Annotated in this window: 19 protein-coding genes; 11 read left to right on the top strand and 8 right to left on the bottom strand. The window is 67.3% G+C overall.

What is annotated here, in order from left to right; genetic code table 11:
• Positions 1–338 precede the first annotated feature (338 nt).
• Genes ACWEVR_RS08825 through ACWEVR_RS08800 form a run of 6 tightly spaced genes read left to right on the top strand, consistent with a single transcriptional unit; the run spans position 339 to position 7,103 of the window.
• Positions 339–1,163 carry an ABC transporter permease gene (locus ACWEVR_RS08825; RefSeq protein WP_452466408.1) on the top strand — a complete coding sequence of 275 codons (825 nt, stop codon included), beginning with the start codon at positions 339–341 and terminating at the stop codon, positions 1,161–1,163.
• Complete coding sequence (locus tag ACWEVR_RS08820; RefSeq protein WP_452466407.1) at positions 1,160–2,209, top strand: ABC transporter permease; 1,050 nt, start codon at positions 1,160–1,162, stop codon at positions 2,207–2,209. The genes ACWEVR_RS08825 and ACWEVR_RS08820 overlap by 4 nt, the downstream gene beginning before the upstream one ends.
• Entirely contained in the window at positions 2,206–3,747 is a 1,542-nt protein-coding gene (locus ACWEVR_RS08815) for a dipeptide ABC transporter ATP-binding protein (protein WP_452466406.1), read from the top strand. The genes ACWEVR_RS08820 and ACWEVR_RS08815 overlap by 4 nt, the downstream gene beginning before the upstream one ends.
• Positions 3,740–5,443, top strand: a complete 1,704-nt coding sequence (locus ACWEVR_RS08810; protein WP_452466405.1) for an ABC transporter substrate-binding protein — start codon at positions 3,740–3,742, stop codon at positions 5,441–5,443. Before ACWEVR_RS08815 ends, ACWEVR_RS08810 begins: the two co-directional genes overlap by 8 nt.
• 29 nt (positions 5,444–5,472) lie before the next feature.
• Positions 5,473–6,459 carry an AfsA-related hotdog domain-containing protein gene (locus tag ACWEVR_RS08805; protein WP_452466404.1) on the top strand — a complete coding sequence of 329 codons (987 nt, stop codon included), beginning with the start codon at positions 5,473–5,475 and terminating at the stop codon, positions 6,457–6,459.
• Complete coding sequence (locus tag ACWEVR_RS08800; RefSeq protein WP_452466403.1) at positions 6,456–7,103, top strand: HAD family hydrolase; 648 nt, start codon at positions 6,456–6,458, stop codon at positions 7,101–7,103. The genes ACWEVR_RS08805 and ACWEVR_RS08800 overlap by 4 nt, the downstream gene beginning before the upstream one ends.
• A gap of 71 nt (positions 7,104–7,174) precedes the next feature.
• Here the strand turns inward: ACWEVR_RS08800 and ACWEVR_RS08795 are convergent, their stop codons facing one another.
• The gene (locus ACWEVR_RS08795) at positions 7,175–8,554 is read right to left on the bottom strand and encodes an FAD-dependent monooxygenase (RefSeq protein WP_452466402.1); all 1,380 of its coding nucleotides are present in this window, start codon (positions 8,552–8,554) and stop codon (positions 7,175–7,177) included.
• Positions 8,555–8,687: 133 nt separating this feature from the next.
• Between ACWEVR_RS08795 and ACWEVR_RS08790 the strand changes: the two genes are divergently transcribed.
• Both ACWEVR_RS08790 and ACWEVR_RS08785 read left to right on the top strand, forming a co-directional pair.
• Positions 8,688–9,974, top strand: a complete 1,287-nt coding sequence (locus ACWEVR_RS08790; protein ID WP_452466401.1) for an MFS transporter — start codon at positions 8,688–8,690, stop codon at positions 9,972–9,974.
• On the top strand, positions 9,971–11,182 hold the full coding sequence (locus tag ACWEVR_RS08785) for a cytochrome P450 (RefSeq protein WP_452466400.1): 1,212 nt from the start codon (positions 9,971–9,973) through the stop codon (positions 11,180–11,182). The genes ACWEVR_RS08790 and ACWEVR_RS08785 overlap by 4 nt, the downstream gene beginning before the upstream one ends.
• Here the strand turns inward: ACWEVR_RS08785 and ACWEVR_RS08780 are convergent.
• The 3 genes from ACWEVR_RS08780 to ACWEVR_RS08770 are packed head-to-tail and all read right to left on the bottom strand — an operon-like array spanning position 11,172 to position 14,166.
• The gene (locus ACWEVR_RS08780) at positions 11,172–11,510 is read right to left on the bottom strand and encodes an ArsR/SmtB family transcription factor (protein WP_452466399.1); all 339 of its coding nucleotides are present in this window, start codon (positions 11,508–11,510) and stop codon (positions 11,172–11,174) included. The two genes, ACWEVR_RS08785 and ACWEVR_RS08780, sit on opposite strands and share 11 nt — an antisense overlap.
• 44 nt (positions 11,511–11,554) lie before the next feature.
• Positions 11,555–13,612 carry a prolyl oligopeptidase family serine peptidase gene (locus tag ACWEVR_RS08775; protein WP_452466398.1) on the bottom strand — a complete coding sequence of 686 codons (2,058 nt, stop codon included), beginning with the start codon at positions 13,610–13,612 and terminating at the stop codon, positions 11,555–11,557.
• A gap of 23 nt (positions 13,613–13,635) precedes the next feature.
• Complete coding sequence (locus ACWEVR_RS08770; protein ID WP_452466397.1) at positions 13,636–14,166, bottom strand: AMIN-like domain-containing (lipo)protein; 531 nt, start codon at positions 14,164–14,166, stop codon at positions 13,636–13,638.
• 136 nt (positions 14,167–14,302) lie between these two features.
• Here ACWEVR_RS08770 and ACWEVR_RS08765 point away from each other — a divergent pair, with 136 nt between their 5' ends.
• Positions 14,303–15,268, top strand: coding sequence for a dipeptidase (locus ACWEVR_RS08765; protein WP_452466396.1), 966 nt, complete (start codon positions 14,303–14,305; stop codon positions 15,266–15,268).
• Positions 15,269–15,347: 79 nt separating this feature from the next.
• On the opposite strand, the gene ACWEVR_RS08760 is transcribed toward ACWEVR_RS08765, so the two are convergent.
• Positions 15,348–16,355, bottom strand: coding sequence for an NADP-dependent oxidoreductase (locus ACWEVR_RS08760; RefSeq protein ID WP_452466395.1), 1,008 nt, complete (start codon positions 16,353–16,355; stop codon positions 15,348–15,350).
• A gap of 237 nt (positions 16,356–16,592) precedes the next feature.
• Between ACWEVR_RS08760 and ACWEVR_RS08755 the strand changes: the two genes are divergently transcribed.
• Entirely contained in the window at positions 16,593–17,180 is a 588-nt protein-coding gene (locus ACWEVR_RS08755) for a dihydrofolate reductase family protein (protein WP_452466394.1), read from the top strand.
• A 51-nt stretch (positions 17,181–17,231) separates the two neighbouring features.
• On the opposite strand, the gene ACWEVR_RS08750 is transcribed toward ACWEVR_RS08755, so the two are convergent.
• Both ACWEVR_RS08750 and ACWEVR_RS08745 read right to left on the bottom strand, forming a co-directional pair.
• Positions 17,232–17,936 (bottom strand): YczE/YyaS/YitT family protein, encoded by a 705-nt coding sequence (locus tag ACWEVR_RS08750; protein WP_452466393.1) that lies wholly within the window; start codon positions 17,934–17,936, stop codon positions 17,232–17,234.
• 33 nt (positions 17,937–17,969) lie between these two features.
• Entirely contained in the window at positions 17,970–19,730 is a 1,761-nt protein-coding gene (locus ACWEVR_RS08745; protein ID WP_452466392.1) for an adenine deaminase C-terminal domain-containing protein, read from the bottom strand.
• Positions 19,731–19,853: 123 nt separating this feature from the next.
• On the opposite strand from ACWEVR_RS08745, the gene ACWEVR_RS08740 reads away from it, so the two are divergent.
• Positions 19,854–20,843: a LysR family transcriptional regulator gene (locus ACWEVR_RS08740; RefSeq protein ID WP_452466391.1), complete on the top strand. Its 990-nt coding sequence runs from the start codon at positions 19,854–19,856 to the stop codon at positions 20,841–20,843.
• Here the strand turns inward: ACWEVR_RS08740 and ACWEVR_RS08735 are convergent.
• Positions 20,748–21,773 carry an AraC family transcriptional regulator ligand-binding domain-containing protein gene (locus ACWEVR_RS08735; protein WP_452466390.1) on the bottom strand — a complete coding sequence of 342 codons (1,026 nt, stop codon included), beginning with the start codon at positions 21,771–21,773 and terminating at the stop codon, positions 20,748–20,750. The genes ACWEVR_RS08740 and ACWEVR_RS08735 overlap by 96 nt on opposite strands.
• Positions 21,774–21,806 lie beyond the last annotated feature (33 nt).

Below are 21,806 nucleotides of genomic sequence, written 5' to 3'. Positions count from 1 at the left end.
CTTCACAGACGGTGACACCTCGCGGCCCCGAGGATGCGACGGCAGCACCGGTAGTTGCAGCTTCACATGCAGCGGGCGCGACCGAGTCCGGAACAGACTCGATGCCGGTCGCGTCGAGTGCCCCGGGCACCACGACGAGTCGCCAGGATGCGGGGCCGACCGACGGGGCCGCCGCGCAAAGACGTGCGGGTTTCACCTCGCGTGAGAACCGCGGCCCGGCGAACAGATCGCAGATCGTGGCTCGGCGCATAGTCGGGGTGTTCCTGTCGGCCGCCGGAATGATGTGGGCGGCAGTCACTTTGGCTTTTCTGGCGGTGCATGTAGCGCCAGGTGACCCGGTGACCGCGATCATGGGCGAGTCCAGTGATCCGGCCCTGCGGGAGCGGATCGAGCAGGACTGGGGGCTGGATCGTCCGCTGATCGTGCAGTACGGCCTGCATCTGGGCCGGTTGTTGCACGGTGATCTCGGCTATTCGTATGTGCGCGGTGAACCCGTGGCCGACATCTTGTTCGGCGAGCAGTTGGTGACCAGTGCGCAGCTCGCTGGGTTCGCGCTCCTGATCGCGGTGGTGCTCGCGCCGTTGCTCGCCGTGCTCACCGCGGGTCGGCGTGATGTGTTCAGCCGGGCGACCGCCACGCTGGAGGTGGTCGTCGCCTCGGCGCCACCGTTCTGGACCGGTCTGGTGCTGATCTGGGTGTTCGCGTTCACGCTGAAAGTTCTTCCGGTGACCGCGGGCAACGAATTCCAGCGACTCGTACTGCCCGCCGTCACCCTGGCCTTGCCGATCGCCGCTGTGCTCGCGCAGGTGATGCGGGAGGGGATCGAGCGCGCGCTGGAACAGCCGTTCGCCCTCACCGCCCGGTCGCGCGGGATCAGCGCCACCCGGTTGCGGCTGCGGCACGGGTTGCGGCATTCGCTGATCCCCGCCGCCACGCTGGCGGGCTGGGCGGTGAGCGGGCTGCTCACCGGGACGGTCGTGATCGAGGAGGTCTTCGGCAGGGCCGGTATCGGCCGGGAGACCATCGCCGCCGTCACCCATTCGGATGTGCCGGTAGTCCTCGGCGTCGCCCTGCTCACCGCCGCCATCTACCTCACCGTCACGGTCCTCGTAGACCTCGCCTACCTGTGGATCGACCCTCGCCTCCAGGAGCCGACCCCATGACCGACACCGCATCCACCCAACTGAAAGCCGCGAAGGTACCTGTCCCGACCGGCGGCGTCGACCCGACCGCCGGTGGTCCGTCCGATGCGCAGGACAGCGCGGTCGAAGCAGCCGACGTGCCTCGAGGCGTCTCCGAGCGATCCACCAACGGGTCGACATCGAAGTCGCGGACTTCGGTGGGCCAGAAGGAGACGCGCGGAAAGGTGCATGCCCTGCATCGGTTGGTCGCAGTCGCCTCGAAGTGGCCGTTCGGCGTGACTGTTTCGGCCGCTGTGCTCGCGTTGTCCGCCATCGCCGCACTCGCACCGGACCTGCTGTCGGGCAGCGACCCACTACACACCGACCTGCTCGCTGCCCACGAATTACCCTCTCTCGCCCACCCTTTCGGCACCGACCAGCTCGGCCGTGACGTGCTCACCCGCGTCGTGCACGGCGCTCGGCTGTCACTGTTCATCGGACTGACCGCGACAGCGCTGGCAGTGGCCATCGGGGTGACGCTCGGATTGATCGCCGGGATCGGCAATCGGATCGTCGACGCGGTCGCGTCGCGGGCGTTCGACCTGCTCGGGGCGTTTCCGGAGATCCTGCTCGCCCTGGTGCTCATCACGTTCACCGGTACCGGCACCGCCAACCTCATCCTCGCGATCGGTATCGCCGCCGCGCCTCGGTTCGCGCGGGTGATGCGGGCCGAGACCCGGGCGGTGCGTGGCAGCGAGTTCGTGGCGCAGGCGGGACTGCTCACGCGGTCGCGTGCGCGGATCGTGGTCCGCCACATCCTGCCCAACGCGCTGCGCTCGCTGCCGGTGGTGGTGACTCTCGGGCTCGGCACGAGCATTCTCGGCGCCGCCGCGCTGAGCTTCCTCGGCTTCGGGCCGAAACCGCCCGTGCCGGAATGGGGTTCGATGCTGGCCGAAGCGCACGGTGATCTGCGGATCGCCTGGTGGTCGGTGGTCTTCCCCGGTGCCGCCGTCACCGTCGTCGTCCTGGCTACGACCGTCCTCGGCCGCTACGCCGGCCACCGTTTCGAGCGAAGGGCGCAGCTGTGACCGACACCCTGATCCAGGTACGGAACCTGCGCGTCGAATTCGATGGACGTGCGGTGGTGCGTGGCGTCGATCTCGAGCTGCGCCGCGGCGAAATCCTGGCCATCGTCGGCGAATCCGGGTCCGGAAAGTCGGTCACCACCCGAAGCCTCGTCGGCCTCGCGGGCGGCCGGGTCAGCGCCGACCTCCTCGACCTCTTCGGTGCCTCGGCCCTCGACCTCTCCGAACGGCAGTGGCGTGGAATACGCGGCGCCCGGGTCGGTTTGGTGTTCCAGGACGCCCTGGTCGCGCTCGACCCGTTGCGCACCATCGCCGACGAGATCGGCGAATCGCTGAACGCGGTCTCGCGCAACGAGCGCAGCGACCGCATCGACCGGCTGCTGCGTTCCGTCGGCATCGCCGACCCGCAGATCCGCAAGCGGCAGCGGCCGTTTCAACTCTCCGGCGGACAACGTCAGCGCGCACTGATCGCCTCGGCGCTCGCGGCGGGCCCGGACGTGATCATCGCCGACGAACCGACCACCGCCCTCGACGTGACGGTCCAGAAGCAGGTGCTCGAGCTGCTGGCCGAACAGGTCGCGGGTGGTCGGGCCATGATCCTGGTCAGCCACGACCTGGCCGTCGTCGCCTCGATCGCGGATCGCGTCCTGGTGATGCGGGCAGGCGAGGTCGTCGAGGCGGGGCCCACCCGCGAGGTCATCGAGCGGCCACGGCACGAGTACACCCGCGCGCTGCTCGCGGCCGTACCGCACGGCAGTGCCCGCGCGCGGGTCACCGAGCCGGTTTTCACCGCGGCGGGGCTCACGAAGTCGTACCGGGGAGTTCCGGCGATCTCCGATGTCTCCTTCGAAGTCGGTGCGGGTGAAGTTCTCGGCGTGGTGGGTGAATCGGGGTCGGGTAAGTCGACCGTGGCCAAGATCGTCACGGGGCTGATCGAGCCCGACCGCGGCGAGATGCGTTTCGGTACCGAGCCGTTGACGCGCAAGACCCGCAAGCCGGGTGAGCTGGGACTGGTCGCGCAGGACTCGGTCGGTTCCTTCGACCCGCGCTACCGGGTCGGCGAGATCATCGCCGAGAGTGTCGCGCTGCGTGTGCCGCGCACCGAACGTCGAGCCGAGGTGCTGCGCTTGCTCGACGCGGTGCACCTGCCCGCCGACACCATCGATCGTCACCCACGCGAACTGTCCGGCGGGCAACGTCAGCGGGTCAATATCGCCCGCGCGCTCGGTGCCCGCCCGCGCCTGATCGTCTGCGACGAACCCGTGTCGGCGCTCGACATCTCGGTGCAGGCCCAAATCCTCGACCTCGTGGCCGAACTCGCTGCCGGCGAAGACGTGGCGATCGTGTTCATCTCGCACGATCTGGCCGTCATCCGGCAGATCTGTCACCGCGTGCTCGTCCTGAACCACGGCGTGGTCGTCGAATCAGGCACAGCCGACGACGTCTTCCACCACCCCCGCTCGCCCTACACCCAAGCCCTGCTCGATGCCGTCCCGCGACTGGCGGTCCCGGCTCCCACAGAAAGCTCCTCGCGTGCGTAATCGCCTCACCCGACTGTTCACCGCGCTGCTGCTGGCCACCGCGCTGGCCGCGAGCGCCTGCGCCGCCGACCCCGAACCCGGTGGCGGCGGTGGTGGCCCGACCACCCCGCCGCAGGCAGGCGGCACCTTCACCATCGCCTTGCCCGCCTATCCGTCGCGCGGCCTCAGCCCGCACTACGGCGCGGCCTTCGACGCCTCCCAGGTGCTGCGCAACAGCTTCGACAGCTTGATCGCCGAGGACCGTGACGAACAGTTCCACCCCTGGCTGGCCACCGAATGGACCATCTCGCCGGACGGCCTGGTCTACGAATTCGCCCTGCGCGAGGACGTCACCTTCCACAACGGCGAGAAATTCGACGCCGCGGCGGTGAAGGCGAATATCGACGCCTTGCGTAACCCCGACTACCCGTCCTGGACGGTCCTCGGTCTGCTGCAGTACTCGAGTGTGAGCGCGGTAGACGTGCTCGACCCGTACAAGGTGCGCATCACCCTGAGCACCCCGCGCGCCGACTTCCTGTCCACCCTCGGCGGACTCAGCGGCGCCATCGTCGCCCCGAGCAGTCTGAAGGCCGACAAGCAGGCGCTGACCAGCGGTGCGGGCTTCGTCGGATCCGGTCCGTTCGTGCTCGACAGGGTTGTGCAGGGCCAGGAACTGCGTTACCGGAAGAACCCTGCCTACAACTGGGCTCCCGCCACCGCGAAACACCAGGGGGCCGCCTACGTCGACGAACTGGTCGTGAAGTTCATCCCCGAGGCCGCCACCCGCGCCGGACTGCTGCGCAGTGGTGAGGTGAACGCCATCGGCACCGTGAAGGCCACCGATATCGGCTTGTTCGACGGTGTCGGCGGATTCCAGTACGAGCAGATCGGTTCGGCCGCCTCGCCGTGGGTCATCATGCTCAACCTCACCCACGGCGCCACCACCGATGTGCGCGTGCGCCGCGCCATCGCCAAGGGTGTCGACATCGCCGCTGTCACCAAGAGCCTCACCAAGGACACCCAGCAGCGGGCGTGGAGCCTCATCTCTCCGGACAGCGCCTACTACGACCCGAAGTTCGAGAACAAGGGCGGCCCCGATCTCGACGCCGCGAAAGCCCTTCTCGCGGAGGCTGGTTGGACCGGTACCGATGCCGAGGGTTACCGCACCGACAGCACCGGCAAGCGGTTGACCGTTCGGCTGGTCGCCACGAACCCCACCTACCCCGAGGACGATTTCCTGAAGGCCTGGCAGGCCGAATTGCGCCAGAACCTCGGCATTCAGGTGGAACTGCAATTCGTCGACAACGCCCAGATCTACGACCTGCTGGCCCGCAACGACTACGAGGCCTTCCCCCGTCAGGTCGGCGGCCTCGACCTGTCACTGCAGTTCAACCGCGCCTACGGGTCGACCACTCCCGACCTGAAATACGGCCAGATCGACGGCATCACCATCGGCTCCATCGTCGGCGGCTCGAAACTGGCCGACCCGCAGGTGGACCGGTGGCTCGTCGACGCGACCAAAGCCACCGATCGCGAACAGCGCAAAACACTGTTCAACCGCATCACCGCCCACCTTCTCGACAATGCCGTCGCGATCCCCCTCTACACCGACCGCAACAGCGTCGCCGCCGACGCGACCGTGCACAACCCGACCTCGCTGTTCGATGCCCCTCGCAACAGCGTCAACGGCTGGGCCTACGACATCGCCGTCCGCTGACCAGCATCCACCTCCCGGAAGGCTCGATCATGACCGTCGCCACCCCCACCCTCACCTTCGACCGCAATATCCCGCGCGGACTCGTGCACCGCGAATCCATCGCCGAGGTATTCCTCACCGACGCCCAACCCACCCCGGACGGTGCGATCTTCGCCGCCCAGCTACCGCGCAACCATTCCTATTTCAGCGATCATCGCGGCACCGCCACCACCTATGACCCGCTGCTGCTGATCGAGGTGTTCCGGCAGGTCGCCATCTATTACGCGCATTCGTTCATCGGGGTGGCACGCTCGGAGAAATTCATCTTCGGCTCCGCCGATTTCACCATCTCCGACGCCGACACCCTGCGCATCGGCCAGTGCCCCGGGCACTGCGTCATCGAGGCGCGCGTGATCGCCGACAAACGACGCGACGACCAGGTCATCGGGCTCACCCTGGAAATGGTCGCCGAGATCGAGGGCCACGAGGCGGCCAGGGAGATCATGGTCTACCAGTGGATGCCCGCGCCGGTGTGGAACCGGATCCGGGTGCGCGGGCGCGAATCGCTCGGCCTGCCCGCCGCGCCGAGCATTCCGCCCCAGCCGCCGGTCGCCCGGATGCGACCGGGCTCGGTGGGCAGGCACAACCCGCGCAACGCCATTCTCGCCAACCCGGTGCTCACCGGGGAGGAGCTGACCGCGCTCACCATCATCGACACCGATCATCCGTCGCTGTTCGACCACGCCCTCGACCATGTGCCCGGCATGCTGCAGTTCGAGGCGGCGCGGCAGGTGGCGATGGCGGCCGCCAACGCCGTTCTCGGCCTGGACACCAGCCGGATGGTGATGCACCGGCTCGGCATCGAATTCACCAAATTCGGGGAATTCGAACGGGATACGATCGCCCGCGCCACCGTCACCGGTGATACCGACGGCGCCCGCGCCCGGGTGAGCCTCACGCAGGGCACCGATGTGATCGCCGCCGGTGACGTGGAACTGCGTTTCCGTCCCGCCGACATCAGGACGATGGTCCAGTGAGCGCGCCGTTCGTCTGGTTCGATTTCGGCGGCGTGCTCTCCCCACCGCTCGACGAGCTGTTCCAGCGCTACGAACAGGTGGCGGGCATCCCCGTCGACCTGTTCAAGCACGCGATCGCCGAGGTGGGCGCCCAGTACGGCCTGGCGCCCCTGGCCCCGATCGAACTGGCCCTGCTCGACGAACGCACCTGGGTGGCGAAGCTGCACGCGGCGCTCCGGGCCAAGGCGCCCGAGCTCGACTTGTCGCGCAGTGAACCGGATTTTGGCAAGCAGTGGTTCGCCGGGCACGAGGTGAACCGCGCCGTCCGCGATTTCGCCATCGACCTGGCGGGCGACGGAGTCCGCGTCGGCGTACTGAGCAACAACGTCGTCGAATGGGAACCCTACTGGCGCACCATGATCGACCTCGACGACCACCTCAGCGCCCTGATCGATTCGTGCAAGTTCGGCTTCCGCAAACCCGACCCGGAGATCTTCGCTCTCGCCGCGGAGACCGTCGGTGTCTCGCCGGAAGACAACATCCTCGTCGACGACCTGGCCGAAAACTGCGCCGCGGCAAGGGAAGCAGGGTGGCGAGCGGTGCAGTACCGCAACGCCGACCAGGCCATCGGCGAGGTGCGCAGAGCCTTACGCGAGTTCCGATGATGCAACCGCAATTCCGCCGGACCGCCACCAGCTCGGCCCTCGTTCCGATCGATGGTGAACCGGCGGGCCGCTCACAGGGCGGACGCGAGGTAGCCGTCGGGGCGGATCACCGCCGAGGTCCAGGGCTGATCCGGGGTCACCTTCGCGGTGACCAGCAGCGCGTCTTCGGGCGCGTCGGGGACGGGGGTGTGTTCGTCGGGTCGGATCGCGACGAACCGCCCCGCGTGCAGCAACTCAGCGAGAGTGCTTATCCGCCCGTCGTTTTCGGTGAGAACCATGTCGTGCTGGAAGCCGGGCTGGAACTGGCCGCTGATGAGTTCGGCGATTCCGTCGTGCACGGCGGGCACCGCGAGCATCGCCAGCACGGCATCGCGGACCTGCGGGTTCGCCGGGTGCATCATCCGCGATTGCAGCACGGTGTTGCCGACGATCGCGGCGGCGTGCGCCACGCGTTCGCGGGAGTAGTCGGCCAGGACGGTGGGTCGCGCGCGTCCGGTGAGGACGCGGGCGAGCCGCCAGCCGAGGGCGAAGGCGTCCTGCATGCCGGAGTTGAGTCCTTGGCCGCCGAGCGGGTAGTGGCTGTGGGCGGCGTCGCCCGCCAGCAGCAGCCGCCCGTCCCACATGCTGGTGCGGTAGCGGCCGTGATCGCTGAACCGGGTGAGGTGGCTGACCCGGCTCAGCGCGGGCTCGGCACCGAGTACGTAGGCGAGGCGTTGCCGGTACTCGGCTTCCGTCGGCTCGGGGCGGTGCTCGAGGGGTCCGCTGAAATCCATCGCGATGATGCGCGCCTGGCCGCCGGGGTTCGGGTTGTGCATGGTCCAGCCGGTCGGCGTCGGATTCCAGCCCGGCGGGATCTGGCCGGGCACATCCGAAACCGCGAGGCCGGCAATGGCATTCATCGTCGCCGGGTACACCTGCGCAGGGAAGTCCCCGGTGCGCGCGACAAGACTGCGCGCACCGTCCGCACCGACCACGTACTTCGCTCGGATCGACAACCCGGCATCGACCTGAGCCGTGACCTCATGTTCTGCGACGGTCAATCGGATAACGCTGTGCCCCCGCAGGATTCGCGCGCCCAGCGACCGCGCCCGATCCTCGAACGCCGCCTCCAACCGAGCCTGCGGGATCCCGGCAATGGGCGCGGGCTCCACGCTCGGCGCGCTGAGCGTGAGCACCGGTTGCGCCGCGAACTGGAAGGGGCTGCGATGCACGCCCACCGGATTCCGGGCGATGGCATCGGGCGGGACCGACGGGATGTACCCGCGCCGGGCCAGCAGCGACAGCGTGCGGGCGTGCACGGTCCCGGCGCGCGGGCGCAGGTCGAGCTCGGTGCGCGACTCCACGACAACCACGTCTACCTGCTGCAAGGCCAGCTCCGCGGCGACGAGCATGCCCACCGGACCGCCGCCGACCACCAGGACATCGGTCTCGATCGCGTGCGGTTCGGTCATCGGCTGCTCCTGGGGTGGGTAAGCCGCATCCGCGACTTCCTGTTGTACGAGAACTGTCGTAGCTACTAATATCATCGTACCTACCGATCGGGTAGTACCTAATTCGCGTACCGGAGCCCACCGAGGGAGATCCATGTCGACCGCAACCGAAACCCAAGCTCCACCCAGTCCCGCCACGCTGCCCGTGGTCCTGGCCGCGCAGTTCGTCACCCCGATGGCGATCGCGGGCACCGCCATCGCGCTACCGCTCATCTCCCGTGATCTCGGCTCGAATCCCACTGCGCTGCAATGGGTCGTCAACGGGTTCAACATCGCGTTCGCCCTCACCACCCTGCTCTGGGGTGCGGTCAGCGACCGCATCGGGCACCGCCGCACCTTCGGCATCGGCGCCGCGCTGGTGGTCGTCGGTAGTGTCGGCAGCGTCGTCGCACCCGCGCTGATCGTGCTCGACCTCGCCCGGGTGATCGCAGGCGTCGGCGCGGCGGCTATCCTCACCGGATCCACCGCACTGCTGTCCAGTGCTTACGAAGGCGCCCGCCGCACAAAGGCTTTCGCGATCTTCGGCACGGTCAACGGCCTCGGTCTCGCGCTCGGACCCACCATCTCCGGCCTGCTCATCGCGGTGGTCGATTGGCGCGGAGTGTTCGTGGTGCACGCGGTGATCCTCGCGGCCGCCGGCCTCGGGACGCGCCTGCTGCCCGCCGCCGAACCCAGCACCGCCGAGCACGGCCCGATCCTGGACCTCGGACTCCTGCGCAACCGTGAATTCCTGGCGATGTGCCTGGTTCCGGTGGCCGGGTCGATCGGCTTCGTCACCTTGCTCACCTACCTGCCCTCGGCGCTGAGCGGCATCACCGACCTGTCTCCCGGGACGTCCGGGCTGCTGATGCTCGCGATGACCATTCCCGTGTTCATCGCGCCGGTGGCCATCGGTCATCTGGTCACCCGGTTCCCGGCGCTCACCATCGGCCGGGTCGTCTACCTCAGCCTCGCGGCGCTGATTCTCGGCAACATCGGCGTGCTCGCGCTGGACGAAGGTCGCTCGGTGCTGTGGATCGTCGTACCGATGGTGCTGCTCGGCCTCGGTTTCGGGCTGCCCATCGGTCTCGTCGACGGGCACGCGCTGTCGGTCGTTCCCCCCGAACGCGGTGGGACGGCGGCCGGTGTCCTGAACTTCTTCCGCATCGGGAGCGAGGCCGTGTTCGTCGCGGGCTACGCGATCGTGCTGTCCGCGGTGGTCGGCAGGCAGCTCAGCGGAGCCGCCGCGCACGACACCGCCGCAGGCCAGTTCGGTCACCCCGACGTCTACCGCACCGCGTTCACCACCACCGTCGCCGTGCTCATCGCCCTGCTCGTCGCACTCACCCTCGCCATCATCGTGGTCCGCCGACAGGCGCGCCCGGAAGGAGTCACCTCATGACACACGCCATCGACGCCGTCCGGGTCGATCTCGACGGCATCGCGAACATCAGTCCGCCGACCATGATCGAGCCGGTGGCCGAGCGCTCGCGCGGCGGATTACCGCAGGTCGTGCTGCCCAGCGGCCACACCGCCGTCCACGTGACCAGCTACCGCGACGTGCACGCGGTGCTCACCGACCTCAGCTTCGCCCGCGCGGAGACCAATGTCGAGGACGGGCCGACCTTCCTGCCGACGATCATGCCGACGGAGATGCTGCTCAACCTCGATCACCCCGGGCACGGCAGGCTCAAGGGCTTCGTCGCCTCGGCCTACAGCGCCGCGACGATCGCTCGCCGCGCACCCGCGGTGCAGCGTGTCCTCGACGGAACCGTCGCCGAGTTGCGAGCCCAGAACACGGGTGGCACAGCGGATCTCGTGCAGACGCTGCTCGACCCGGTGACCATCGGCGTGAACGTGGACTACCTCGGCATCCCGACCACCGACATCGCCTACTTCCGGCACCTCTCGCGGCAGATGCAGCTGGCCCACGACACCGACGTGCCCGCCCTGCTCGCCGACTTCTGGACCCTCTACCACTACATCGAAGACCTGGTCGCCCGGCGCCGCGACCTCGAACCCGGCCTCATCCTCGACCTGCTCGACGCCCGCGACTCGGTCTCACCGCCGGTCACCGACGCCGAGTACGCGGCGATTCTGCTCGGCTCGATCGTCGGCGGCGATCAGAACATCCTGTCCGTCATCACCAAGATCGCCTACGTGGCCCTGGCCCGGCCCGAACTGTGGGACCACCTGGTGCGCAACCCCGACACCATCCCCACGGCGATCGAGGAATTCCTGCGGCTGCTGCCGCTGGGGCGCATCTCCACCTTCCCCCGGGTCGCGACCAGGGAGATCACGCTGTCACAGGGCGTGCTGCACCCCGGCGACATCGTGTACGCCGACGCCCACTCGGCCAACCGCGACCCCGAGGTGTACCCGGACCCGTCGGTGCTCGACCTCGGCCGCGACGGGAAACGGCACCTGCAATTCGGGTACGGCATGCATCACTGCATGGGTGCGGCACTGGCCCGGATGGAGATCGTCGAGGTGATCCGGCGGCTCGTCACCGAGTTCCCCACCCTCCGGCTGGCCGTGCCGGAACACGAGATCGTATGGGAGACAGGAGTTCTCGTGCACCGGCCGGTATCGTTGCCGGTCAGCTGGTAGCCGGGGTGGCCGGATGACGGTCCGCTGCCAGGATGGCGGCAAGGAGCCCCGGAAACGCGGTTTCCATGTCGTCGCGCCGCAGCTTCGTCATCCGGCCGTTGCCCACATCGCGCTGCCAGATCAGCCCGGCCTTGCGCAGCACCCGGAAGTGATGGGTGCGGGTGGACGGCGCCCAGGGCATCCCGAACACGCTGCAGAACTGTTCGGCGCCCTCGGGCTCGGCGTAGAGCTGGGCGATGACGTTGCGCCGGTTGTCGTCGGCGAGAGCGGCGAGCACGGTCGACAGGTCGAACTCCTCGATATCGGGATGACCATCGGCATCGGCCACGATGCACTCCTTCCGCTCGAACCTACGACAACCATAGTACCTATCTAGCGCCCGCGACCCTCCATCAGCATCTGTGTGAAGAACTCGTACACCAGCGCCGACAGGTACGCCGACTGCTTGTTGTCGGCCGCGCCGCCGTGCCCACCCTCGATGTTCTCGTAGTACCAGACGGTGCGGTCCTGGGATTCCAGCAGTGCGGCCATCTTTCGAGCGTGACCGGGGTGGACCCGGTCGTCGCGGGTGGAGGTGGCGAGCAGGATCGGCGGGTACTGCTTGCCGGGGTCGGTGTTCTGATACGGCGAGTACTCGCTGATGAACGCCCACTCCTCGGACTTGTCCGGGTCGCCGTACTCCGCGATCCAGGAGGCGCCTGCCAGCAGCAGGTGGTAGCGCTTCATGTCCAGCAGCGGCACCTGGCACACGATGGCGCCGAACAGTTCCGGGTAGCGGGTGAGCATCACGCCCATCAGCAGTCCGCCGTTGCTGCCGCCGATCGCGCCGAGTCGGTCGGGGGTGGTGATGCCGCGGGTCACCAGATCGCGGGCCACCGCGGCGAAGTCCTCGAAGGCGCGGTGGCGGTGCTCTTTCAGCGCGGCCGTGTGCCATTCGGGTCCGTACTCGCCGCCGCCGCGGATATTGGCCAGCACGTAGGTGCCGCCCTTCTCGAGCCAGCCCATGCCTGCCGAGCCCAGATACACCGGTGTTCTGGATACCTCGAAACCGCCGTAGCCGTTCATGATCGTCGGGCCGGGCGTTCCGCGACGGTCGCGGTGGCGGATCACGAAGTAGGGGACCGCGGTTCCGTCGTCGGAGGTGGCGAAGAATTGCTCGGTTTCGATGCCGTCGGCGTCGAAGTACGCGGGTGCCTGCTTCAGCAGCGCGGGAGGTTCGCCGACCGCGCTGTTCAGGAGGGTGGTCGGGGTGGTGAAACCGGTAGTGGTGAGCATGAATTCGTCGCCACCTTCCAGCGGGTCGAGATTGCTCACGGAGGTGCTCGACATGGCGGGGGTGTCGGGGAGGTCCGCGCTCGCCCACCCGTCGGGGCCCGGGGTGAGGACGCGCAGGCCCGTCTGCACATCGCGCAGGGTGGTGAGGATCAGATGGTTCTCGGTCCAGCCCCACGATTCCAGCGAGGTGTGCGGATCGGGGGCGAACAGTACCTCGAATTGCCTTCCACCCGAGAGGAAGTCATTGATATCGGTGACCAGCAAGCTGCCCGCCGGGAAGGTGGTGTCGGCGGGGGTCCACTCGGTTTTCAACCGCACCAGCAGCCAGTCGCGGTACCAGTCGACGTCGGCGTCGGTCGGTGTTTCCACCAGCCGCCATTCACCGTCGATGAGCAGGGAGACCTCGGAATTGAAGAAGTCGGTCGATCGATGCAGGTAGTGCCGTTCGTAACCGGGGTGCCTGTCGTATCCGGCGCCGATCGACACATCACTCGGCTTGCCCTCGAAAACCGTTTCGGCGGCCGATAGTTCGGTGCCGCGCCGCCAGCGCTTCGCGATGCGGGGGTAGCCCGAATCGGTGAGTGACCCCGGTCCGAAATCGGTGCCGACGTAGACGGTGTCGGCGTCGATCCAGCCGACCCGTGACTTGGCCTCGGGCAGAAAGAACCCGCCGTCCTCAGGGGCGATGAATTCTCGTGTGGTCATGTCGAATTCGCGTTCGACCGTGGCATCGGCACCACCGCGCGACAGGTGGATGATGGCGCGTTCCTGCGACGGCCGAAGCACCGCTGCCCCACCCCACACCCAGTTCTCCCCATCGGCCTCGGCGAGCGCGTCGACATCGATCAGCACATCCCACTCGGGATTCTCGGTGGCATACGACTCGAAGCTCGTCCGCCGCCACAGCCCGCGCGGGTGCTCGGCATCGCGCCAGAAGTTGTACAGCCACGGTCCGCGCCGCGCGGGATGGGCGATCTTGGTGTCGTCGTCGAGCATCGCGAGGATGCGCTGCTCGAGGTCGGCGAACCGTTCGGTGTTCGCGAATCGGTCCGCGACCACCTCGTTGCGGGCACGGGCCCAGTCCAGCGCCGGTTCGGCGGTCACGTCTTCGAGCCAGAGGTAGGGATCGGTCACATTCTGCTCAACGCCGCTCATCCCCACATTGTTGCCGACCCGGCTCACCAATAGTGCGCGACGTCTATCACCACGCGTGCCGGGCCTTCGAGGGCGAACACCCGGAACGGCAGCCGGGCGCGCACGCCGAGCCCGAGGGTGGTCTGCCCCTCGAACGAGCCGGCCCAGGCGACCTGACGGAAGGTCTGGTAGCCGTTCACGTTCACCAGGTCGCTGCGGCTACCCGGCAGGTAGGTGCTCGCGCCTGCGTCGTCGTGTGCGGGTGCCAGCACGGTGACCTGCAGGAACGCGCCGCCGCGCAGCGGGACGCCCGCACCGGAACCGTCCTGGGTGACGGTGCCGACGTATCCCACCCGGTAACCGGCCTGCGGTCCGGCGAGGTCGATCACGAGACGGTCGTAGCAATCGTGTCGGCCCGCGCGTACATCGCGCACGACACCCGACGAGTAGTTCGGACTCGACTTGTCCAGCGAGCCCCACGCGAGTCCGCAGTAGGAGGGGGTCGCCGCGGCGGGCAGTGTCGACAGGCCGACAGCCGCCGCGAGGCAAGCGAGGAGGACGAGGAAGCGACGCATGTCGCACCGCCTTCGGACAGGGGACGCAGTACTGATTAATCGGACGAATCAGACATCGCGTTAGCGTCGGTCCGGTGCCGATAGCGTTGCGAAACGTAGGATCGCAGGTCACGGATAACGATGGGGAGGTGTGTCCATGCTCTGGGAGCAGCATTGCTGTCTGCCGTTGTTGCCGACGGCGCGAATCGCGGATCTGGCGCGCTACCCGCTCGGGTCATATCTGTCGGTGAATGTCGGGTACTCGGGGGAGACCAAGGCCGACTCGCTCGCCCTGCTGCGGTTGTTCCGTGAACAGGCCGCCGCCGACCCGCGGTTCCGTCTGGTCGATCGGGTGAGTGATATCGGTGCGCCCGAGGTGATTTCACTGGCCTTCGACCTGGAGGATTCCGGACCGCTCGACGGTGACCTCGACAACGTCGCGGTCTTCTACGAACTCGGCGTGCGCTCTCTGCTGCCCACCTACAACCACGCCAACGCGGCCGGCTGCGGCTGCCTCGACACGGTCGACACCGGACTCACCGCGTACGGAAAAGATTTGGTGCGCAAGCTCAACGAGGTCGGCATGTTCGTCGACGGCTCGCACTGCTCCCGCCGCACCGGCCTCGACCTGGCCACCCACACCGCCGCCCCGATGATCTACTCCCACTCCAATTTCGCCGCCCTGTGGGCACATCCGCGCAATATCACCGACGACCAGGCTCGCGCCTGTGCCGCGACGGGTGGGGTGATCGGCATCAACGGTGTCGGCATCTTCCTCGGTGAGAACGCCCCCGAAGCGCGAGCCGAACGCCTCGCCGCCATGGCCGACCACATCCGCTACGGCGTCGACCTGGTCGGCATCGACCACATCGGCATCGGCTCCGACTACTCCTTCGACGGCGACCAGTTCAACGCCGAGATCCACGAGAACCCCGCCGCCTTCTCCGCGGACTACACCGCCTGGGGCCCCTTGCAGTGGACCCCACCCGAAGACCTCCTCGGCGAAACCCCCGGCATCCCCAGCCTCGACGACCTCCTCGCAGCCCGAGGCTTCACCCCCACCGAACGCACCGCCCTCTTCAGCGGCAACTTCACCCGCGTCGCCACCCAGGTCTGGCGCTGACCTGGACAGTCGATCACCACGCTCTGGTGGCGGACGGCAGTCGGACGATGCCGCCACCAGAGCGTGGTGATCTTGATCCTCATGCGAGATGGACGAGCATTTTGCCGGTGTTGGCGCCGGTGAGGACGCCGAGGAGGGCGGCGGGGGCTTGGTCGAGGCCCTCGTAGGTGGTTTCGGCGGTGCGGAGGGTGCCGTCGGCGAGCCAGGCGGCGGCCTTCGGGATGTACTCGGCGAAGAGGGGGAGGTAGCTGGTCACGAGCATGCCGCGCAGGGTGAGTTCCTTGGTCGCCGCGAGGTAGAGGTCGGGGGTGGAATGGGTGGTCGCGCCGTTGTAGCCGCTGATGGCGCCGACCAGGGCGATGCGGCCGTGCTGGTTGAGCGCCTCGATCGCGACCTTCAGGTGTTCACCACCCACGCTGTCGAGGTACACATCGATGCCGTCCGGTGCGGCTTCGGCGAGCTGACCGGCGAGGTCACCGGCGCGGTAGTCGATCGCCGCGTCGAAACCGAACTCCTCGAGCACTTTTCGCGTCTTGACCGGGCCACCCGCGGAACCGATCACTTTTTTCGCACCGAGGGCCTTGGCGATCTGGCCCGCCACACTGCCGACCGCGCCCGCGGCCGCCGAGATGAACACCGTGTCGCCCGGCTCCACCTTCGCCACCTCGGTCAGGGCGGCGTAGGCGGTGAGGCCGGTGGTGCCGAGAGCGCCGAGAAAGTGCTGTGGGGCAGCGAGTTCGGGGTCGATGGGAGTGGCCGATGCCGCATCGACGACGGAGTGCTCGCGCCATCCGGCGAAGTGCGTCACCGTGGTGCCGACCGCGATCTCCGCTTTCGACGCGATCACCTCACCGACCGCCGAACCTTCCAGTGCCGCACCGATTTCGAACGGCGCGATATAGGACGGCTTGTCGTCCATCCGGCCGCGCATGTACGGGTCGACCGACATCCAGGTGTTGCGCACCAGGACCTGGCCCTCGGCGAGTTCGGGCAGCTCCCGCTCCACGAGGGCGAAATCGGTAGCGACCGGTGCACCGTTCGGGCGGGCGGCGAGGTGGATTTCGCGGGTATGCGTCGGAATGGTCATGATCTAGCCTTCTTTCGAGGTCAGCCGGTGTTTTCTGACCGGTGAAGACCACGTTATGGCGGTCCGGTCGCCGTTCCCAGGTCCGCGCACGCCACCACCCGGTCCTTACGCGCCAGGGCCCGACAGGCCGCGTGCCATGGCCGCCACAACTGGCGAGCGAAAAGATTTCGTACCGATGAGTTCCGTGCGCACGGTGCGTCTATATCGATGACAACCGATTCGCCAGGAGGCGCGAGCATGGGCAAAGTATTCACGCATATGACGATGTCGCTGGACGGATTCGTCGCCGACCCCGACGACGGGATCGGCGAACTGTTCGAGTGGTACGAGGGCGGCGAGGTGACCGTGCCGAGCGCGAGCAGCGAGCGGTCGCTGCAGGTCGACGAGGCAGGCGCACAGGTGCTGCACGAGTGGATCGACAACACGGGCGCTCTCATCGCGGGCCGCCGACTGTTCGACATGACCAACGGTTGGGGCGACAAGCACCCGATGGGCGCGCCCGTTGTCGTCGTCACCCATCACGCCCCGGACGACGCCGCGCAGCGCTGGCCGAACACCACATTCGTCGGCGATGTGGCCGCCGCCGTCACCGCGGCCAAGCGGATCGCGGGCGACAAGAACGTCACCATCGCCAGCTCGACAATCATCCAGCAGGCTCTCGACCTCGGCCTGGTCGACGAGGTGTGCGTGAGCCTCGTGCCGGTGTTGTTCGGCGAGGGCGTCTCCTACTTCGGGAAGCTCGCGAAAGGCCACCTGCTGCTCGACGACCCGGTCGTCGTCCCGGGCCGCCGCGCCACCCATCTGAGCTACAAGGTCCGCCGCTGAACGACCACTGCCCGGCCCCTGCGCGACAGGACCGGGCAGTGGTGGTTCGGGCTAGTCGGCCACGGGTGCGGGCACGAACTGCGCGGGCCGCTTACGGGCCGCGAACTTCTCGTACAGGAAGAAATATCCCTTCACGTATTGCCCCACGAGAATCGCGTTGATGATCGTCCCTTCGCGAATGAAATGCGGTGCGCCGAGGAACACGAGCCCGATGCCTGCCGAAAGCGCGAGCAGGGTGCAGTCGAAGACCGTCTTGATATTGCCCCATTTCCGGCCGGTCATCTGCTGGATGGTGTTCACGAACAGATCGATCGGCATCAGGATCAGATTCGCGCGGATCATCAGGAACAGACCGAGCGCCAGCATCGCATCGGCGAAGACCAGCAGGACCAGGTTGGCCGTGTACGGCTCGAGATGGATCCACTCGGTGAGCCACAGATTGAGATCGAGGAGCAGGGCCAGGACCAGCGCCGGGATCATCGAGAGCAGATAGCTCGCCTTGAAGGCCTTCGGGCGGACCAGGAAGGTCAGCACGAGCATGATGACCTCGAGGACGAGGTTGTAATTACCCTGACTCAACGGTGTGAAGACCAGCGTCATGGTTCGGGTGAGGCTGCTCTGCGGGGAAATGCCGATCGCCGCCCTGATGGCCAGGCTGAGACCGAGGGTGAGGATGTATATCCCGGCCACGTAGGTGATCCAGCGGCGCACCTTGTTCCCGTTGTCGATGACTGCCGCGTCTTTGTCGTGTTGCATAACGGTGGATCCCTTGCTCTGCGGTAGCCGAGGCTATTTCATGAAGCCGAAGCGGTCGAGCGAAATGAACAGCGTCAGCAGTTTGTTGACCACCGGTTCACCTTCGTTCTTGTTGCCGAGAACGGCCAGGGCGTTGTCGATCGCGCGGGTGGCTTCGACGAGTTCGGCGAGGTCCATATCGGCCATCACGCCGTAGAAGTCGAGTGGCAGAACGGCTTTCACCGCGCCACCCGCGGTGACGACGCAGCCGCCGACGAGACCGTCGAGGTGCTGGAGGCTGTTGCACATCTCGGTGCTGTCGGTACCGACGACCACGAAATAGGCCTTCGGGGCGGGCCAGAACGTGGCGACCGCGCCGCCCTCGATCGAGACGCCTTTGAACAAGCCGTTCACGATGTGCCGCTCCCCGTCGGCATAGCGCTGCACGACGGAGATCCGATTGAGCCGCACACCCTCGTGCTCGGGCACGATCGAACCGCCGCGCACAGGAACCCAGACTCCCTGGGCGAACTTGAGGTGCCCGCGCCCGTAGACATCGAAGAGCAGGACTTTCGCCCGCGTGCCGTCGTCGGAGACCTCGAGCGGTGTGAGGTCGAGCTGCTCGGGACGCAGGTCGTCGAGACCGGGGCGCGGCTGCTTGGCCAGCACCGAATAGTCGATGCGGACCGGATCGAGCAGCCTGCGGTCCTTCGCCATCAGCTTGCCGCCCTTGAAGACATAGCGCGGATTGATGCGCGAAAGGCTGTCGGTGAGCACGATGTCGGCGAACCGTCCCGGGCTCAGCGAACCGAGATCGCGATCCTTGTGGAAGGAACGCGCGGCATACAGCGTGCCCATCTTGATCGCCTGAATCGGCGGCATCCCCATTTCGACGGCCAGCGAGATCACCCAGTCGATATGGCCCTGTCGCAACACCCGGTCCACCGAGATATTGTCGGCGCAGAGCTGGAAATTCTCGGCGGGCCAGCGACGTTTGACGATGGCGCGCAACATGGTTCGAATCACCTCCGGACTGCCGACCCCGAATTTGATCTGGGTGTTCAGGCCGTAGCGGATGCTCTTCTCGATATCGTCTTCGTTCCAGACATCGTGGTTGTTGTCGACGCCGATGGCGGGCATGTAATTCAGCAGGGTGTCCGACAGCGCCGTCACGCCCCAGTGGCAGTTCACGAATCCCGCGTTCGCCCGGCCGAGCGCGGACTTACGGAAGTCCTCGGCATTGCCGGTCATATACGACAGGTGGGCGAGTTCACCCAGGCCGATGACCGGATCCATCTCCAGCATCGCCTCGGTGACTTCCGGTGGGGTCTTCTTCCCCGGTGCGAACGCGTAGAGCCGGTAAGGGAGCTTGTCGTGGTCGGCGAACAGTGCCCGTGCCGCGTCGACGGCTTCCTTGCCGGCCGCACTGGCGAAGTCGAGCGTCTCCCCGAAAACCGTCGTGGTTCCGCTCGGGACGATCGCCTCGCCGAAGGCCGCCGGATGTGCGAGCTGTGACTCGAAGTGCAGATGCACATCGATCAGCCCGGGTATCGCGTAAAGCCCACCGCCGTCGAAGGATTCGCGGTACCGAATGGTGTCGTCGGGATTCAGCGCGATGATGCGTTCGCCGTGCACCAGTAGGGATCCGGGATAAACGGTTTCGCTGTGTACGTCGAGTATGTGCAGATTGTGGAGCAGCAGGTCGGCTTCCCGCCTGCCCTCCAGGATGTCGAAAATCGTCCGGACATGGTTTTCCTGATCGGCGACCGCGGCGGATCCGGCGAAGGAGTCGGTTGTCGAATTCGATTGGGGCATCGGCGTCCTCATCTCGATATGTGTGTCTGTATTGATTGGACGCGACCGGCACTGTTGCCCACAAGCATTCGTTTTCGCACGAGGTGTACTCATTTCTCGTACACTTCGCCGAGGAGGTGCGTGATGCTCCATTCACGATTGCTGCACTACATCGACGAGGTGGCTCGGCTCGGGTCGATTCGTGCGGCAGGCGCCCGGCTGCACGTCGCGCCCTCGGCGATCAACCGGCAGATCCTGCTGCTCGAGGCGGAGCTGGAACAGCCGCTGTTCGAGCGGTTGCCTCGCGGCATGCGCCTCACCCCGGCCGGTGAGGCGCTGGTCGCCCATATCCGGCAGACGCTGCGCCAATACCGCGAAACGGTCACCGATATCCGGGACCTGCGCGCCCTCGGCAGCGGCGAGGTGGTCATCGCCACCATGACGGGCCTGGCCAGCAGCGTCGTCGCCACCGCCGCCGCGAGCTTCCGGGCTCGGCATCCGCAGATCCGGATCTCGATCCGCACCATGTCGACCCTCGACATCGTGGGGGCCATCGAGAACAGCGAAGCCGACCTCGGCCTCGGCTTCAATATCCCGGCCTCGGCCCAGCTGGAAGTCTGCTGGCAGATGAACACCCGGCTGGGAGTTGTTGTCTCACCGCATCATCCGCTCGCGCCGATGGACACCGTTCCGCTCGCCCAGTGCACGCCGTTTCCGCTGATCTTCGCCGACCGGTCCATGGTGATCCACGGCATCGTCGCCGAAGCCTTCACCAATGCGGGACTCGATATCCAGCCGGCCTTTCACACCAATTCCATCGAAACGATGAAGCGGCTCGCCATGTCCGGAGACGCCATCGCCTTCCTCAGCGAATTCGACATCGCCGAAGAACTCCGCGACGGGCGGCTGCTTTTCCGCCAGGTTCGAGACGCGTTCAGCCTCAACATCATCTCCCTCGTGCGCCGGGAGAAGCACGCGCACGGTCTGGCCGGTTTTCTACTCGCCGACGAGATCGGGAAGACCCTGCGGCCCGGGGCGTCAGCGCGCGAGGGTGGGCGGGGTCCCGGTCCAGCGGTGGAAGGCCTTGCGGAGGGCGCGGTCGTCGGCGAAGGCCAAGTTGCGGGCGATGGTTGACGTGGTGACGCCCTGGGCGAGCAGGGTTTTCGCGCGCCCGTAGCGCAGGCGGTCCAGTTCCTCGCGCCAAGTGGTGCCCTGTTCGGCGAGGTGGCGTTGCAGGGAGCGTTCGCTCATGGCCAGGGCCTTCGCGACGCGGGCGAGGGTGGGGTCGGCGGCGTCGAGGGCGGAGGCGAGGGCGATGCGGAACGCGTCGAGGGGGTCGGCGACGGTACGTGCGGAGGCGAGGACGAGATCGGCGTGGCTGCGCATCAGGTCGGCGAGCATCGGGTCGGCGCGGGGGAGCGGGGCGTTGGCATCGTCGGCGCGGAACGTGATCGAGTCGGCGTCGGCACCGAATTCGATGGTGCGCGTACCGAATACGTCGATCAGGTGGTGGTGGTCCGGTGGCGCCGGATGCCCGAAGGTCACCTTCGTCGGAACCAGTGGGCGTCCGGTCGCCTCGCGGGCGCGGCGCAGGTAGTACGCCAGCACGTACTCGTTGACCGTCGACGCGACCGTCGGGTCGCTCGCCGACGTGCGATAGCCGATGGTGAGATCGGCCTCACCGGACAGGTCGAAACCCTCGGCGGCGGCGGTGACCAGACGGTGGTACGGCTGGGCGGCGCGCAACGAATCCGCCAGTGTCGCACCGGTTGTCACCAGGTAGTCCCAGGTGTTCAACGTGCCGAGCGGTGCGGCCTCGGCTACCGCGACACCGGCGCCGGGCCGCGCGATCAACTCCCACAGCCGAAGCAGCGAACTCATCGGCAGCCGGTTCAGCTCGCCACGCAGCACCACCTCGTCGGTGCCGGGTACGCGCGCCAGCTGTTCCTCGGCCACCCCGAGCTTCCGCGCCGACTGAACCAGCAGGCGCACCAGATGGACCGAAACAGTGCCGTCGACCCGGCTGCCGATCTCCGCTCGGCCCCCTGATCCCGCGCCGCTCACCCCGCCGACAGTACCGTTCGGTCCGTCTCGGTC

It is taken from the genome of Nocardia sp. NPDC003979, assembly GCF_053605015.1.
This window is presented reverse-complemented; position numbering and strand designations above follow the sequence as displayed.